This window comes from Streptomyces sp. NPDC056734, assembly GCF_042790455.1.
Taxonomy (GTDB): domain Bacteria; phylum Actinomycetota; class Actinomycetes; order Streptomycetales; family Streptomycetaceae; genus Streptomyces.
Genome location: NZ_JBHTZD010000007.1, coordinates 66,256 through 81,900, shown reverse-complemented (window position 1 = coordinate 81,900; position 15,645 = coordinate 66,256). Strand labels below are relative to the sequence as shown.

Sequence of the window (15,645 nt, the reverse complement as noted above, 5' to 3'; positions counted from 1 at the left end):
GGGCTGTGGATAACTCAGCGGATACCCCTGGGCAGAGGTATGGCCGGTGCTACTTCCACTGGGTGGAGACACCGAATCCGGCGGCGATGAAGCCGAAACCGACCACGATGTTCCAGTTGTCCAGCTGATCGATGGGAAGTGAGCCGTCGGTGACATAAAAGACGACAATCCAGGCCAGACCGATGAGGAACATCGCCAGCATGACGGGCGCGACCCAGGCACGGCTGTTGAGCTTGATGGTCGTCGTCTGCTTCGTCGACGACGGCGGCGGCGTGTAGTCGGCCTTCTTGCGGATACGTGACTTCGGCACGAGGGTCTCTCCTGTCGATGCGCTGCGTGGCCGCGCAGGGAACTCGGGTCGGGCTCGGGGCAGCGTACAAGGGGACACTGAGTGCTCCCCCGGGCGTCCGTTAGCGTAGTGCTTCCGTGGCTCCGAAGGAGATAAGGGTACGTTGAGCAATTCCGCCGACTCCCCCGAGGGCGGCTCCGCGAATGGCTCCGGCGCCGGCCGCAGGGGCCGTTTCCGCCCGGTGCGGGTCCTTACGGTAGGCGTCTTCGCACTCGCGGGCCTTATTTTCTTCACCAGCTTCAATACTGCCAAGGGTACGGACATCCGCACGGACGCCTCCCTGCTGAAGCTCTCCGACCTGATCCAGGAGCGCAGCCGGGAGAACGGCGAGCGGAGCGATGCCAACGCGGCCCTGCGTGACCAGGTGGAGTCGCTGGCCGAGCGGGACGACGGCCGGACCGAGGCGCAGGACGACGCACTCGCCGCCCTGGAGCACGACGCCGGCACCCAGAAGCTCACAGGCGAGGCCCTCACGGTCACGCTGAACGACGCCCCGCCCGACGCCACCGCCAAGCTTCCCGGGTATCCCGAGCCGCAGCCCGACTACCTGGTGATCCACCAGCAGGATCTCCAGGCCGTGGTGAACGCCCTGTGGCAGGGCGGCGCCGAGGGCATCAAGGTCATGGACCAGCGGCTGATCTCCACCAGCGCCGTGCGCTGCGTCGGCAACACCCTGATCCTCCAGGGCCGGGTCTACTCACCGCCGTACAAAATCACCGCGATCGGTGACCCGGAGAAGCTTCAGCAGGCGCTGTCCGAGAGTGAGGCGATCCAGAACTACATGGTGTACGTCGATGTGTACGGGCTCGGCTGGGAAGTCGAGGAGAACGGCACGGTGACTCTTCCCGGCTACTCGGGCACGGTGGACCTGCACTACGCGGAGCCCGTGGAATAGCGCCTGGTTTCACGTGGAACAAGCCGGTCCTTGAGAGGGCGGGTACCTCGCGCTGCCCACCTGCGAACCCGAGCGGGGGCACAGCCACCGGCTGATCGTCTGTACGCAGCCGGACTCGACCCAGCCTGCGGGAGGCCGGGAAACCGGGGGCCCTGCGCCGTTAGTCTGGTGCGGGTACGGCGTGAGCGGCGGTGCCGTGGGTCGACGGAAGGGACGGCATGTACGGCTGGATCTGGCGGCATCTGCCGGGGAACGCGTGGGTGAAGGCGCTGCTGTCACTCATGCTGGTCGTGGCCGCGGTCTACGTTTTGTTCCAGTACGTCTTCCCGTGGGCGGAACCGCTGCTTCCCTTCAACGATGTGACGGTGGACAACCAGTGAGCGCGCGCATTCTCGTCGTCGACAACTACGACAGCTTCGTCTTCAACCTGGTCCAGTACCTGTACCAGCTGGGCGCCGAGTGCGAGGTCCTGCGCAACGACGAGGTCGCCACCGCGCACGCGCAGGACGGCTTCGACGGCGTCCTGCTCTCCCCCGGCCCCGGCACCCCCGAGCAGGCCGGTGTCTGTGTCGACATGGTCCGGCACTGTGCCGCCACCGGCGTCCCCGTCTTCGGCGTCTGCCTCGGCATGCAGTCCATGCAGGTGGCGTACGGCGGGGTCGTGGACCGCGCGCCCGAGCTGCTGCACGGCAAGACCTCACCGGTCGAGCACGAGGGCAGGGGTGTCTTCGCCGGGCTGCCCTCGCCGTTCACCGCGACCCGCTACCACTCGCTGGCCGCCGAGCCCGCCACCGTCCCGGCCGAGCTGGAGATCACGGCCCGCACCCACGACGGGATCATCATGGGCCTGCGCCACCGGGAACTGCCCGTCGAGGGGGTGCAGTTCCATCCCGAGTCGGTGCTGACCGAGCACGGGCACCGGATGCTGGCCAACTGGCTCGTGGACTGCGGCGACCAGGGTGCGGTGGCCAGATCGGCGGGGCTGGCCCCGGTGGTGGGCAGGGCCACGGCGTGACCGCCCTGCGCCCCGAGCGCGAGTCCGGCACCGGCTACGGGGACGACCCCGGGTACGGCGCCGACGACCAGGGCACCTCGTACGGGCAGCAGCCGTACGGGGGGCCGGGTGCGTTCGGGAGCGCGTACGACGGTTCGGCGGTGCCGTACGACTATGGGGGCCGGCCCTCCCGGCCCGACCAGCCCGCTCAGCCCGACCAGCCCGCTCAGCCCGCTCAGCCCCAGCAGCCCGGGCCCGCTCAGCCCGCCCGGCTCGGCCGCCCTGACCAGCCCGCCCGGCCTGACCTGCGCGCCCAGCCCCAGCAGCCCGCTCAGGCTCAGCAACCGGCGCCGACTCATCCGTACGAGGAGACTCCGTCCGGCACCCGGATCCTCCCGACGATTCCGGCGGGCGAGGGCCGGCCCCGGCACCACCGCCCGCCACGGCCTCGCCCCCAGCCGCAGCCGCAGCCGCAGGCCCAGGCCCACCCCCTGCCCCAGCCTCACCCCCAGCCCCACCCGCACGCCCACCCCCGGCCCCACCCCCGGCCCGCCCCCCCGCCCGCCGACGACGAGACCGTCGCCCTCCGGATAGCCGAGCCTCCCGGCGCCGACGGGGCCATATCCGTCTCTGGAGCCTCAACGGCCCCCTCCGGCACCGATCCCGCGCTCGGCGGCCGTGCGGCCCGCAGGAAGGCCGCCAAACGGCGTAGCGGGCGCCGCGGCGGCAATGGCGCGGTCGCCGGACAGCCCACCGGGGACGAGACTCCCGCCGCCCCCCTCTCCCGGGTGGAGGCCCGCCGGCAGGCCCGCGCCCGCAAGGCGAGCCCCGCCGTGCTCGCGAGCCGGGCCGTCGGCGAGGTGTTCATCACGACCGGCGTCCTGATGCTGCTGTTCGTCACCTACCAGCTGTGGTGGACCAACGTCCGCGCGCACGCCCAGGCCGGACAGGAGGCCAGCGATCTCCAGGAGGACTGGGCCAGCGGCAAACGCGCCCCCGGCACCTTCGAGCCCGGCCAGGGCTTCGCCATCCTGCGCATCCCCAAACTGGACGTGGTCGTGCCGATCGCCGAGGGCGTCAGCACCGAGAAGGTCCTCGACAAGGGCATGGTCGGCCACTACGCCGAGGGCGAGCTGGACACCGCGATGCCCGGCGACCAGACCGGCAACTTCGGGCTCGCGGGCCACCGCAACACCCACGGCGAGCCGTTCCGGTACATCAACAAGCTCCAGCCCGGCGATCCCATCGTGGTCGAGACCCAGGACACGTACTACGTCTACAAGATGGCCTCGATCCTGCCGGAGACCGCGCCGAGCAACATCGGCGTCCTCGACCCCGTCCCCAAGGACGGGGGCTTCACCGAACCGGGGAGGTACATCACGCTGACGACCTGTACGCCCGAGTTCACCAGCACGTACCGGATGATCGTGTGGGGCGAGATGATCGAGGAACGGCCGCGCAGCGAGGGGAAGCCCGATGCGCTCATCAGTTAAGGGCAGATGACAGTGGCAGCGACCACCGACGACACCGAGAAGCACACCGACGCGCCCGGGTCCGGGACGGCGACCGCACCACCGCGCCGCAGGGCCGGCCGGCTCGCCCTGGCGGTCAGCGTCTTCGGTGAACTCCTCATCACGGCCGGGCTGGTGCTCGGCCTCTTCGTCGCCTACTCCCTGTGGTGGACCAATGTCCTGGCCGACCGCAAGGCGAGCGAGGAGGGCGACAAGGTCCGCGACAGCTGGACCGCCGAGGACCCCGGTGGATCCGGCGGATCCGGCGGATCCACCGGGCCCGGCGCGCTGGACACCGCGGACGGCGTCGGCTTCCTGCACGTCCCCGCGATGAGCGACGACGAGATCCTGATCAAGAAGGGCACCGACACCCAGCTCCTCAACGACGGTGTCGCCGGGTACTACACCGACCCGGTCAAGGCCGCCCTGCCCACCAGCGGCAAGAACGGCAACTTCTCGCTCGCCGCGCACCGCGACGGGCACGGCGCGAAGTTCCATGACATCGACAAGATCGAGAAGGGCGACGCGATCGTCTTCGAGACCAAGGACAACTGGTACGTCTACAAGGTCTACGCCCTGCTCCCGGAGACCTCGAAGTACAACGTCGACACCATCGGGCCCATCCCCGAGGAGTCCGGCAAGACGGAGGCCGGCAAGTACATCACGCTGACCACCTGCACCCCGGTCTTCACCAGCCGCTACCGGTACATCGTGTGGGGTGAGCTGGACCGGGTGGAGAAGGTGGACGAGAACCGCACACCGCCGGAAGAACTGCGCCAGAGCTGAGCGGCCCGCGAGGAAACGCCCCCCACGGGTTCGCGCCCCGCAAGAAAGGGCCCCGCCGGAAAAATCCGGCGGGGCCCACTCACTCTCCAGAATCTTCGGGCCAGTCAGACACCCGAGGTCAGTCGCCCCCGTCCCCGCCCCCGAGGAACCCGCCGCCGTCCCCGTTGCCCCCGCCGTTGTTCTGGCCGATCCCGGCGGTCGTCAGGGTGATCTGGGTGGCCGCGGGGTCGTCCACCTCGTTGCCGCCGCCCGGGTCCTGGCTGAGCACGAACGCCGTGTCGCTCTGGTCGCTGCCCGGGGCGAACTGGATGTTGGTGAAACCGGCCTGCTGGAGCAGCTGCCGGGCCTCGGCGACCGTACGGTTGGTGACGTCCGGCACCTGGACCTTCTGCTGCTCGAACTTGCCGACCTGGATCGTCACCGTCGAGCCCGGGTCGGCCGGGGTGCCGCCCGCCGGCGTGGTCGTGAGGACCTTGCCGTCCTGGTTCTGGTCCTGCGTCGGCACCTCCGTGCAGGTACCGGTGAGGTCGCTGGCCCCCATCTGGGCCACCGCCGCGTCACAGCTCTGGCCGATCACGTTCGGTACGACCGACTGCTCGACCTCCTTGGCGATGACCAGGGTGATGGTCGACCCCTTCTCCACCTCGGTGCCCAGCTCCGGCTTCTGTTCGAGGACGGTGTTCGGGTCCTCCGAGGACTCCTGCGTCTCCGTCTTGATCTCGAACTGGTACTCGTCGGCCTCCAGCTTCGACGTGGCCTCGTCGAGGCTGTCGCCGAGCACACTGGGCACGACCACCTTCGGCGCCCCGGTCGACACCACCAGACTGACCGTCGTGTTCTTGTCGACGCTCGTCCCCTGCGCAGGGTCCTGGTCGCAGACATTGCCCTTGGGCTGGTCCTCGCAGGGCTTGCTGCTGACCGAGATCTCCAGCTCGGCGTTGGTCGCCTGTTTCCGGGCGTCGTCCTCGGTCAGCCCGATGAAGTTGGGCACCGCGACCGTGTTGTTGCCGACGCCGTCGCCCGCGAACACCCACCGGCCGATCAGGATCGCGCCGACCAGCACCAGTACGGCGGAGACGGCCAGCAGGATCGTGGAGGTGCTGTTGCTCTTCTTCTGGCGGCGGCGGTCGGGGCGTTCGTCGTAGCCGTAGCCGCCGTCGTCCGGGTTCATCGGCGGCAGCATCGTCGTCACGCCGGCGTCCGCGGAGCGCAGGGCGGTGGTCGCCTGGTCGTCGGGATAGCCGCCGTAGCCGACCGAGCCCATCGCGGCCGTCGCCGCCACCGGCTGGCCGTCCAGACACGCCTCGATGTCGATGCGCATCTCGTCGGCCGACTGATAGCGGTAGTTGGGGTCCTTGACCAGCGCCTTCAGCACGATCGCGTCCATCTCCGGAGTGATCTCCGGGTCGAACACGCTCGGCGGCTGCGGCTCCTCGCGCACATGCTGATAGGCGACGGCGACCGGGGAGTCGCCGACGAAGGGGGGCCGTACCGTCAGCAGCTCGTACAGCAGGCAGCCGGTGGAGTACAGGTCGGAGCGGGCGTCGACCTGCTCGCCCTTGGCCTGCTCCGGGGAGAGGTACTGGGCGGTGCCGATGACGGCCGAGGTCTGCGTCATCGTCATACCGGAGTCGCCCATCGCACGGGCGATGCCGAAGTCCATCACCTTGACCTGGCCGGTGCGCGTCAGCATGACGTTCGCCGGCTTGATGTCACGGTGGACGATCTGGTTGCGGTGCGAGTACTCCAGCGCCTGGAGGATGCCGATGGTCATCTCCATCGACCGCTCGGGCAGCAGCTTGCGCCCGCTGTGCAGCAGCTCACGCAGGGTGGAACCCTCGACGTACTCCATCACGATGTACGGGATCGAGACCCCGTCGATGTAGTCCTCGCCGGTGTCGTAGACCGCCACGATCGCGGGATGGTTGAGCGAGGCGGCCGACTGGGCCTCCCGGCGGAACCGGGCCTGGAAGGACGGGTCGCGCGCGAGGTCCGCGCGCAGCGTCTTCACCGCCACGGTGCGGCCGAGCCGGGTGTCGTGCCCGAGGTAGACCTCCGCCATGCCACCACGACCGAGCACCTGGCCCAGTTCGTACCGGCCGCCGAGGCGACGCGGCTCTTCCATAGCTTCCTACCAGCCCTCTCCGTCGGTCCCGGTCCGCACATCTGTACGACCCGGAGGCTGCCGTCCGGGCCTACCGTACCCGGCTGGAATGGTGTGCCCCGGCCAAGCCCGTGACCCGATACCGGACCGGTATCGCACCGGGCACCGAGGTGAAAGGGACGTGACCGGGGTCACTGCTCGGCATCGATGACCGCCTCCATCACGCTCTTCGCGATCGGCGCCGCCAGACCGCCACCGGAGATGTCGCCGCGGTTGGCGTTCTCGTCCTCGACGACCACCGCCACCGCCACGGGGGAACCGGAGTCGGTCTTGGCGTAGGAGATGAACCAGGCGTACGGCTTCTCGCTGTTGTCCACACCGTGCTGGGCGGTACCGGTCTTGCCGCCGACGGTGACGCCGTCGATCTGCGCGGACTTGCCGGTGCCCTCGCTGACCACGGTCTCCATCATCGACTGGAGGATCTGCGCGTTCTCCGAGGAGAGCGGCCGGCTCAGCTCCTCCGGCTCGGTCTGCTCGATGGTGTCCAGGCTCGGCGCCTGGAGCTTGTCGACCATGTACGGGTTCATCAGCTTGCCGTCGTTGGCGATGGCGGCGGCGACCATCGCCATCTGGAGCGGGGTCGCGGCGGTGTTGAACTGGCCGATCGAGGACAGCGCCGTCTGCGAGGGGTTCATGTCGTCGGAGAACACCGAGGCGGTCGAGCGCACCGGCGTGAACTGCTCCGACGTGAACCCGAACTCGGTCGCCGTCTCCAGCATCTTCTCGTTGCCGAGGTCGGCGCCGACCTTGCCGAACACGGTGTTGCAGGACCACTGGAGCGCCACCCGCAGGGTCGCGTCCTCGCACGGGATGTTGCCGTCGTTGGGCAGCTCCGTGGTGGTGCCCTCCATGACCCACGGGTCCGGCGAGTCCGTCTTTGCGTCGGCGTCCTCGTACAGCCCGTGCTCCAGCGCCGCCGCCGCGGTGACCACCTTGAACGTCGAACCCGGCGGGTAGACCTCGCGCAGCGCCCGGTTCAGCATCGGGTCGTCGGGGTTCTCGTCCTTCTGGAGCTTGCCCCACGCCTCGGCGTCGGAGTCCGAGTAGCCCGCGATGGACGCCGGGTCGTACGACGGGTACGACGCCAGCGCCAGGATCTTGCCGGTGGCCGGCTCGATCGCGGCGACCGCGCCCTTGCCGCGCTCGGCGAGCCCCTCGTACGCCGCCTTCTGCGCGGCGGCGCTGAGGGTGGTGACGACGTTGCCGCCCTCCTTGGGCTTGCTGGTGAGCATGTCCAGGGTGTTGCGGAAGAACAGCCGGTCGTCGTTGCCGGTGAGGATGCCGTCCTCGATGCTCTCCAGCTGGTTGGCGCCGAACGCCTGCGAGGTGTAGCCCGTCACCGGCGCCCACATGGGGCCGTCGGTGTAGGTGCGGATGTACTGGAAGTCGCCGCCCTCGGCCTCGCGGTGGCCGGTGATCGCCTTGCCGTCCACGATGATGTCGCCGCGCGGGGTGGCGTACCGCTCGATGGCGACCCGGCGGTTCTTGGGGTCGCTCGCAAGTTCGTCGGCCTGGACGTACTGGAGCCAGTTGTCCCGCAGCAGCAGGGTCAGCACGAGCAGTCCGCAGAAGATCGCGATACGGCGCAGGGGCTTGTTCATGACGGGCGGACCACCTGGGTCATCTCGGCGTCGGGGTGGGGCGCCGGGGCCGGCGCCGGGCGGCGGGCGGTGTCGCTGATCCTGATCAGGATGGCGATCAGCGCCCAGTTGGCGATCACGGAGGAACCACCGGCCGCGAGGAACGGCATGGTCATACCGGTCAGCGGGATGAGGCCCATGACACCGCCGGCGACGACGAAGACCTGGAGCGCGAAGGCACCGGACAGGCCGATGGCGAGCAGCTTGCCGAACGGGTCGCGGGCGGCGAGCGCGGTGCGCACCCCGCGCTCCACGATCAACGCGTAGATCAGCAGGACGGCCATGAGCCCGGCCAGGCCCAGCTCCTCGCCGAAGGTGGCGAGGATGAAGTCGGAGTTGGCGGCGAACCGGATCAGATCGGAGTGGCCCTGCCCCCAGCCGGTACCCAGCGTGCCGCCGGAGCCGAACGCCCACAGCGCCTGCATCGCCTGCTCGGAGTGGCCGGCCACGCCCTCCTGGCTGAGCGTGTACTCGCGCATCGGGTCCAGCCAGGCGTCCACGCGCTGCTGGATGTGTGTCTCGAAGGAGGCCACGCCGACCGCGCCGACCGCGGACATCAGCAGACCGAAGACGATCCAGCTGGTCCGCTCGGTGGCGACGTACAGCATGATGACGAACATTCCGAAGAACAGCAGCGAGGTGCCGAGGTCCGTCTCGAAGACCAGGATCAGGATCGACATCGCCCAGACCACCAGGATCGGGCCGAGGTCGCGCCCGCGCGGCAGATACAGGCCCAGGAAGCGGCGGCTGGCCAGCGCCAGCGCGTCCCGCTTGACCATCAGATAGCCGGCGAAGAACACCGCCAGCACGATCTTGGCGAACTCACCGGGCTGGATGGAGAATCCGGCGACCGAGATCCAGATCTTCGCGCCGTACAGATCCTGGCCGAGCCCCGGCACCAGCGGCAGCAGCAGCAGGATCAGCGCGCCGACCATGGAGATGTAGGTGTAGCGCTGGAGGACCCGGTGGTCCTTGAGGAAGATCAGCACCACGATGGCGAGCGCGATGCCGAGCGCCGTGTACATCAGCTGGTTCGGTGCCGCGCTGCCCGCCTGCCCGATCTCCTGGAGCAGCGGCGACTGGTCGAGCCGCCAGATGGCGACCAGCCCGAGTCCGTTCAGCAGGGTGGTCAGCGGCAGCAGCAGTGGATCCGCGTACCGGGCGAACTTGCGTACGACGAGATGGGCGACGCCCGCCAGCAGACCCAGGCCCAGACCGTAGCCGAGCAGGCCGGCCGGCACCTCGTCGTTGATCGCGAGGCCCACATTGGCGTAGGCGAAGACCGGGATGGCGACGGCGAAGACCAGCAGCGCCAGCTCGGTGTTGCGCCGGCTGGGCGCGCCGATCGCGCCGATCGTGGACGTGTGCTGCGTCGACGGGTTGGTAGTACTGCTCATCGTGTGACAGGGCCTCTCACGGCGTGCCTACTGCGTACCGCAATTGGAGACGACCTTCTGCTCTTCCTCCGACAGGCTCGGGCCGGGGCTGGGAGTGGTCGCGGGCGGGGACGTGGACTGGTCGGGGTTCGGGGACGACGACTCCGCCGGTTCGGTCGATGGACCGGCCGACGGGGTCGGCGTCGGTGTCGCCTTTGACGTGAAGGAGGCAGGCGTGGTTCCCGTGGTTCCGCCGGCCTCGCCCTCGCCGGTCTCGGCGTTCTGCGCGCTCTCGGCCGCCTGGCGCTCCGCCTGCTTCTGGCACGCGGACGCCTGGAGGGCCAGCTCGTCGATCTTCGCCTGGGCGTTCTTCAGATCGCCCTCGGCGATGGTGGCCTCCACCATCTTCTGCTGGTAGGGCGGCAGGTACTTGAGTTCGATCTCGGGGTGGTCGCGCTCGACCTCCGACAGCGAGACCCAGGCCAGATCCTGGCTGATGCCCCGGTACAGGGCGACATGCTCGCCGTTGGTGCCGACGTAGTACTGGGTCTGGGTCCAGCGCCAGCCGCCGTACAGCCCGCCGCCGATCACCGCCAGCGCCAGCACCCCGTAGATCGAGCGCTTGAGCCAGCGGCGGCCCTTGCGGGGCTTGATGAAGTCGTCGTCGCCGTACTCGCCGAAGCCGTCGGTGGGGACGTAGCCGGTGGTGTCGCCGGAGCCGGGCGGGCCGAACTCGCCGCCGCCCTGTCCGGGCACCTGGCGGCCGAGGCCGGAGGCGCGGCCGGCCGGGGTCTGCATGATGCCGTTGTCGTTGAGCTGGTGCTGGGTCTCGGCGACCGCGCCGACGATCACCGGGGCGTCGGAGAGCTGCCCGGCGAGGGTGTCGGGGGTGTCCAGGTCCAGCACGTCGGCGATGATCACCGTGATGTTGTCGGGGCCGCCGCCGCGCAGCGCGAGCTGGATCAGCTCGTGCACGGTCTCCTGCGGGCCCTGGTAGCTGGCGAGGGTGTCCTCCAGCGTCTGGTGCGAGACCACGCCGGACAGCCCGTCGGAGCAGATCAAGTACCGGTCGCCCGCCCGGACTTCCCGGATCGACAGATCCGGCTCGACATGGTCGCCGGAGCCCAGCGCCCGCATCAGCAGGGAGCGCTGCGGATGGGTGGTGGCCTCCTCCTCGGTGATCCGGCCCTCGTCGACGAGCCGCTGCACCCAGGTGTGGTCCTGCGTGATCTGGGTGAGGACGCCGTCGCGCAGCAGATACGCGCGCGAGTCGCCGACATGGACGAGACCGAGGCGCTGGCCGGTCCACAGCAGGGCGGTGAGCGTGGTGCCCATGCCCTCCAGCTGGGGGTCGTCCTCGACCATCGCGCGCAGCTGGTCGTTGGCCCGCTGCACGGCGGTGCCGAGCGAGGTGAGGATGTCGGAGCCCGGGATGTCGTCGTCGAGGGCGACGATGGTGGAGATGGCCTCGGAGGAGGCGACCTCCCCGGCGGCGGCGCCGCCCATGCCGTCGGCGATGGCGAGCAGCCGCGGACCGGCGTAACCGGAGTCCTCGTTGCCCTCCCGGATCATGCCCTTGTGCGATCCGGCGGCGAAGCGCAGTGACAGGCTCATGCCCACCTCGCCCGTCGGCTCCGGGTACAGCCGGTCGTGTCGAGCCACACTGCCCACCCTCCGGTCGGGAGCGTGCGAGGGTCCCGGGTGAGGGCCGCCGCCGCGCGCTCGCTCCGCTCGCGCTCACTCATGATGTAGCACTACTTCCGCAGCTCGATGACCGTCTTGCCGATGCGGATCGGCGCACCCAGCGGAATCGGCGTGGGGGTCGTCAGCCGGTTCCGGTCGAGATACGTGCCATTGGTGGAGCCGAGGTCCTCCACGATCCACTGGCCGTCCCGGTCCGGGTAGATCCTGGCATGGCGGCTGGAGGCGTAGTCGTCGTCCAGCACGATGGTGCTGTCGTGCGCGCGGCCCAGCGTGATGGTCTGGCCCTGGAGCGCGACGGTGGTGCCGGTGAGGGTGCCCTCCGTCACCACCAGCTTGGTCGGTGCGTTACGGCGGGACCGGCCGGCGGCCGGCTGCTGGCGCTGCTGCGGAGGCGCCTGGCGGGCCGCTTGCTGCGGCCGGCCGGAATCTCGTCGGGACCCGCGCTGAGTGACGCGCGTACCGAACAGATCGCTGCGGATGACCTGCACGGCCACGATCACGAACAGCCACAGTACGGCCAGAAAACCCAGCCGCATGACCGTGAGGGTCAGCTCTGACATTGCCCCCGGTTCACCCTTCGGCTTGCCTATAGATAACGGTGGTACTGCCCACGACGATCCGCGAGCCGTCGCGGAGCGTAGCGCGGGTGGTGTGCTGCCCGTCCACCACGATGCCGTTGGTGGACCCGAGATCCTGGATCGTCGAGGGCGTTCCGGTCCGGATCTCGCAGTGCCGGCGGGAGACGCCGGGGTCGTCGATCCGCACGTCGGCTTCGGTGCTGCGGCCCAGCACGAGCGTCGGGCGGGAGATCTGGTGGCGGGTGCCGTTGATCTCGATCCAGTGTCTGGTACGGCCGCCCGCGCCGGCGCCCGTGCTCGGTCCGGCGGGGACCGCCGCGGGCGGCGGATACCCGTACCCCCCGCCCTGGCGCGCGCCGCCGGGTGGCGGGGCGGCGGGCATGGGGGGAGCGCCGGCGGGCTGGGCCGGATAGCCGGGGCCGCCGGCGGGCCGCTGCGGGCCGGGGGGCGGAGGCGTGATCGGCCCCGAGGGGCCGGGCTGGCTGGTGGAGGAGGCGAGCGTCCGGCTGCGCACCCGGTACAGGCCGGTGTCGAGATCCTCCGCCTTCTCCAGATTGACCTTGATCGGCCCCAGGAAGGCGTACCGCTGCTGCTTGGCGTAGTCGCGCACCATCCCGGCCAGCTCGTCCCCGAGCTGCCCGGAGTAGGGGCTGAGCCGCTCGAAGTCCGGCGCGCTCAGCTCCACGATGAAGTCATTGGGTACGACGGTCCGGTCCCGGTTCCAGATCGTGGCGTTGTTGTCGCACTCGCGCTGGAGCGCACCGGCGATCTCCACGGGCTGGACCTCGGACTTGAACACTTTGGCGAAGGTGCCGTTGACCAGACCTTCGAGACGCTGCTCGAATTTCTTCAGGACTCCCATGGGGCACCTCCTCCGTCGTTGCCACTGTGGGTACTGCGGGTACTACGGGTGTTGCATGAAATACGGGTACTGCGAGTAGTGCGGGTGTCACGGACGGTGCGCGCGGTGCGCGTGCCGCTCTGTGTGGTGCTCTGCTTACCAGTACTGCTTACTTGGTAGTGCTTACTGATCGTATCCACGCGCGGCTCAATCGGCTGGTTCCCCCTGTCGGGCCGGTCGACGGGTTTCGTCGACGGATTGTCGACGCCTGCGACCGTTCCCGCTGGAGCGCCTCTTCGAACTCCTTCCGGCTTCCCCTCCGGCCCTTTCCGGCTCCTTCCGGCCCTTCCGGGGCGTGGCCCTGCCCAAAGGATCGTAGAGGCGGCCGGTGACCAGTGTCCCGCACTGGGCTGTGGAGACCGCCCGGCTCCGGGCGGGACGGGGTGGACCGGTACGAGGTTGATACGTGGGCGGGGGGTTTGTCGGGGGCGGTGGGGAGGGGTGGGGCGGAGGTGTCGGGACGGGGCGGGGCAGGGCCCTCACAAGGGCTCCTGCTCGGGATGAGCGATGTGAATCCACCGGGTCCAGCATGCTAATGTTCTGCGTGTCGGAAGGCGCCAGCCCCCAGCGGGGCGAGGCCCGAGGACACACCCAATGCGCGGGTGGCGGAATAGGCAGACGCGCTGGATTCAGGTTCCAGTGCCCGCAAGGGCGTGGGGGTTCAACTCCCCCCTCGCGCACCACGAAGAACCGACGAACGGGTCTTCACCAGTGACGGAAGTCACGGTGAGGGCCCGTTTTTCGTTGGTGGGGTGGGTGGGGGGAAGTGGCGGTGAGGTATGTCACGGTCGGGGACGGTCACGAGCGTAGGTATGCCAGTACCGCCAGGACTCTGCGGTGGGTTTCCGTTGTGGGGGGTAGGTCGAGTTTCGTGAGGATGCTGGTGATGTGTTTGCCTATCGCCGCTTCCGAGACGAACAGGGCGCGGGCGATGGCGCTGTTGGAGCTGCCCTGGGCGATGAGGGCGAGGACTTCGTGTTCTCGGGGGGTGAGGCGTTCCAGGGGGTCTCGGCGGCGGCGGAGGAGTTGGCGGACGACCTCCGGGTCGACGACCGTGCCGCCTGCGGCCACCTTGGTCAGGGCCTCGGTGAATTCCGCTACCTGGCCCACTCGGTCCTTGAGGAGGTAGCCGACGCCGGTGCCGTCGCCGGAGTCGAGGAGGTCGGCGGCGTAGGTGCGCTGGACGTACTGGCTGAGGACCAGGACCGGGAGGGTGGGGCGGTGTTCGCGGAGGCGGATCGCGGCCCGGAGGCCCTCGTCCTGGAAGCCGGGGGGCATGCGGACGTCGGTGACCACGATGTCGGGGGCGTGGTCGGTGACCGCGGTGATCAGGGACCGCGCGTCGCCGACGGCTGCGGCGACCTCGTGGCCGCAGCGTTCCAGGAGGGCGATGAGGCCGTCGCGGAGCAGGACGCTGTCCTCGGCCAGTACTACGCGCAGCACTCGGTCTCGGTCCGCTCGCAAGGGATCTCCACACGCAACAGGGTCGGTCCGCCCGGCGGACTGGACAGCGCGAGTGTGCCATTCAGGACCGATACGCGGTCGGCCAGGCCCGTCAGGCCCGTGCCCCTCGCCGGGTCGGCGCCGCCGTTCCCGTTGTCCTGGATGGTCAGGAGGAGGCGGGCCGCCCGGTGCGCCCCGGTGACCCGCGCCCGGGTCGCGGCGCTGTGCCGGGCCAGGTTGGCGAGCGCCTCGCAGACCACGAAGTACGCGGCGGCCTCCACCGACCGGGGGAGGCGCCCCGGCAGGTGGAGTTCGACGTCCACGGGGACGGCCGAGCGGTCGGCGGCGTCGGTGACGGCGGCCTCCAGGCCGTAATCGGCCAGCACCTGGGGGTGGATGCCGTGGATCAGTTCGCGCAGTTCCGCCAGGGCCTTGCCCGCCTCCTCGTGGGCCCTCGCCAACTGGTCGGCCAGCGGGCCCGGCGGGACGTCCAGGCGGGCCAGGCCCAGGGTCATCGACAGGGCCACCAGGCGCTGCTGGGCCCCGTCGTGCAGATCGCGCTCTATGCGACGCCGTTCGGCCTCGAAGGCGTCCACCAGACGGAGGCGGGAGCGGGACAGTTCGACCAGCCGGGCGCCCAGTTCGGCGTCGCGCGGGGCGATCAGCAGCCGGGCCAGTTCGGCGCGGGCGCCCGCGGCGGCGCCGAGCGCGTAGCCGCCCAGCGCCAGCAGCACCAGGCCGACGACGGCCACGCCGAACGCCGTCGGCCAGTCCGTCACCGTCCACTGCTTGAGGACCTTCGCCTCCTCGCCCCCGCCGATGACGGCCAGTTGGAGGGGAGTGGTGATCAAGGAGAGGGGGCAGAGGAGGGCCGCCGTGAGGATCAGGGCGTCCGCCGGCCAGAGGATCAGGGCGAGGAGGAAGGTGTATCCCAGTTCGCGCCAGGTGGTCTGGTCGCGCAGCCGGGTGCGCAGCCATGGCCAGGCGCCGGGTTCGGTGACCGGCTGGTGCGGGTTTCGTGCTGGGTCCTGGTCGACCAGGCGCAGCCGGTGCCGTTCCAGCCGGGCCACCGGCAGGCCCGCCAGCGCCGTCAGCACCAGCAGCGGCAGCCCCACCAGCACGATCGCCAGCAGCCCGCCGACGGTCACCGCGGTCGCCATGGCCGCCAGCGCGACTAGCCCGGCCAGCGCCCCGGTCAGCAGGTAGGCGGCCGACCGCCACGGCCACCAGGACGTGACGAAGCCGGGGCCGGACATGGCCTGCCAGACGTTGCGTGGGTGCATGCCCGTCACCGTAGGACCGGT

Annotated in this window: 14 protein-coding genes and 1 tRNA gene; 6 read left to right on the top strand and 9 right to left on the bottom strand. The window is 70.0% G+C overall.

The genetic code is table 11. From position 1 onward, the window contains the following. Positions 1-49: 49 nt before the first annotated feature. Complete coding sequence (crgA, locus tag ACFRFC_RS12475) at positions 50-310, bottom strand: cell division protein CrgA (protein WP_382682696.1); 261 nt, start codon at positions 308-310, stop codon at positions 50-52. 142 nt (positions 311-452) lie between these two features. Between crgA and ACFRFC_RS12470 the strand changes: the two genes are divergently transcribed. The 5 genes from ACFRFC_RS12470 (at position 453) to ACFRFC_RS12450 (ending at position 4,535) form a co-directional block, all read left to right on the top strand. Next, a complete protein-coding gene (locus ACFRFC_RS12470) occupies positions 453-1,244 on the top strand; it encodes a DUF881 domain-containing protein (RefSeq protein WP_382682699.1) in 792 nt (263 codons plus the stop codon). 218 nt (positions 1,245-1,462) lie between these two features. Beyond that, positions 1,463-1,624 carry a hypothetical protein gene (locus ACFRFC_RS12465; RefSeq protein WP_382682701.1) on the top strand — a complete coding sequence of 54 codons (162 nt, stop codon included), beginning with the start codon at positions 1,463-1,465 and terminating at the stop codon, positions 1,622-1,624. Then, the gene (locus tag ACFRFC_RS12460; protein WP_382682704.1) at positions 1,621-2,259 is read left to right on the top strand and encodes an aminodeoxychorismate/anthranilate synthase component II; all 639 of its coding nucleotides are present in this window, start codon (positions 1,621-1,623) and stop codon (positions 2,257-2,259) included. Before ACFRFC_RS12465 ends, ACFRFC_RS12460 begins: the two co-directional genes overlap by 4 nt. A gap of 470 nt (positions 2,260-2,729) precedes the next feature. Further along, a complete protein-coding gene (locus tag ACFRFC_RS12455) occupies positions 2,730-3,731 on the top strand; it encodes a class E sortase (RefSeq protein ID WP_382682882.1) in 1,002 nt (333 codons plus the stop codon). Between the two features lie 6 nt (positions 3,732-3,737). Next, entirely contained in the window at positions 3,738-4,535 is a 798-nt protein-coding gene (locus ACFRFC_RS12450) for a class E sortase (RefSeq protein ID WP_382682707.1), read from the top strand. A gap of 118 nt (positions 4,536-4,653) precedes the next feature. On the opposite strand, the gene pknB is transcribed toward ACFRFC_RS12450, so the two are convergent. From pknB to ACFRFC_RS12420, 6 genes are all read right to left on the bottom strand, one after another. Further along, on the bottom strand, positions 4,654-6,660 hold the full coding sequence (gene pknB / locus ACFRFC_RS12445; protein ID WP_382682710.1) for a Stk1 family PASTA domain-containing Ser/Thr kinase: 2,007 nt from the start codon (positions 6,658-6,660) through the stop codon (positions 4,654-4,656). 170 nt (positions 6,661-6,830) lie between these two features. After that, positions 6,831-8,300 (bottom strand): peptidoglycan D,D-transpeptidase FtsI family protein, encoded by a 1,470-nt coding sequence (locus ACFRFC_RS12440; protein WP_382682713.1) that lies wholly within the window; start codon positions 8,298-8,300, stop codon positions 6,831-6,833. Continuing rightward, entirely contained in the window at positions 8,297-9,736 is a 1,440-nt protein-coding gene (locus tag ACFRFC_RS12435; RefSeq protein ID WP_382682715.1) for an FtsW/RodA/SpoVE family cell cycle protein, read from the bottom strand. Before ACFRFC_RS12435 ends, ACFRFC_RS12440 begins: the two co-directional genes overlap by 4 nt. A 27-nt stretch (positions 9,737-9,763) precedes the next feature. Beyond that, a complete protein-coding gene (locus ACFRFC_RS12430; RefSeq protein WP_382682885.1) occupies positions 9,764-11,329 on the bottom strand; it encodes a Stp1/IreP family PP2C-type Ser/Thr phosphatase in 1,566 nt (521 codons plus the stop codon). Between the two features lie 140 nt (positions 11,330-11,469). Beyond that, positions 11,470-11,979, bottom strand: coding sequence for an FHA domain-containing protein (locus ACFRFC_RS12425; RefSeq protein ID WP_382682718.1), 510 nt, complete (start codon positions 11,977-11,979; stop codon positions 11,470-11,472). Between the two features lie 10 nt (positions 11,980-11,989). Next, entirely contained in the window at positions 11,990-12,859 is an 870-nt protein-coding gene (locus ACFRFC_RS12420) for an FhaA domain-containing protein (RefSeq protein WP_382682720.1), read from the bottom strand. 635 nt (positions 12,860-13,494) lie between these two features. On the opposite strand from ACFRFC_RS12420, the gene ACFRFC_RS12415 reads away from it, so the two are divergent. Further along, positions 13,495-13,581 (top strand) — tRNA-Leu (locus tag ACFRFC_RS12415). Between the two features lie 115 nt (positions 13,582-13,696). On the opposite strand, the gene ACFRFC_RS12410 is transcribed toward ACFRFC_RS12415, so the two are convergent. Both ACFRFC_RS12410 and ACFRFC_RS12405 read right to left on the bottom strand, forming a co-directional pair. Then, positions 13,697-14,341 (bottom strand): response regulator, encoded by a 645-nt coding sequence (locus ACFRFC_RS12410; protein ID WP_382682722.1) that lies wholly within the window; start codon positions 14,339-14,341, stop codon positions 13,697-13,699. After that, entirely contained in the window at positions 14,329-15,624 is a 1,296-nt protein-coding gene (locus ACFRFC_RS12405) for a sensor histidine kinase (RefSeq protein WP_382682724.1), read from the bottom strand. Before ACFRFC_RS12405 ends, ACFRFC_RS12410 begins: the two co-directional genes overlap by 13 nt. Positions 15,625-15,645 lie beyond the last annotated feature (21 nt).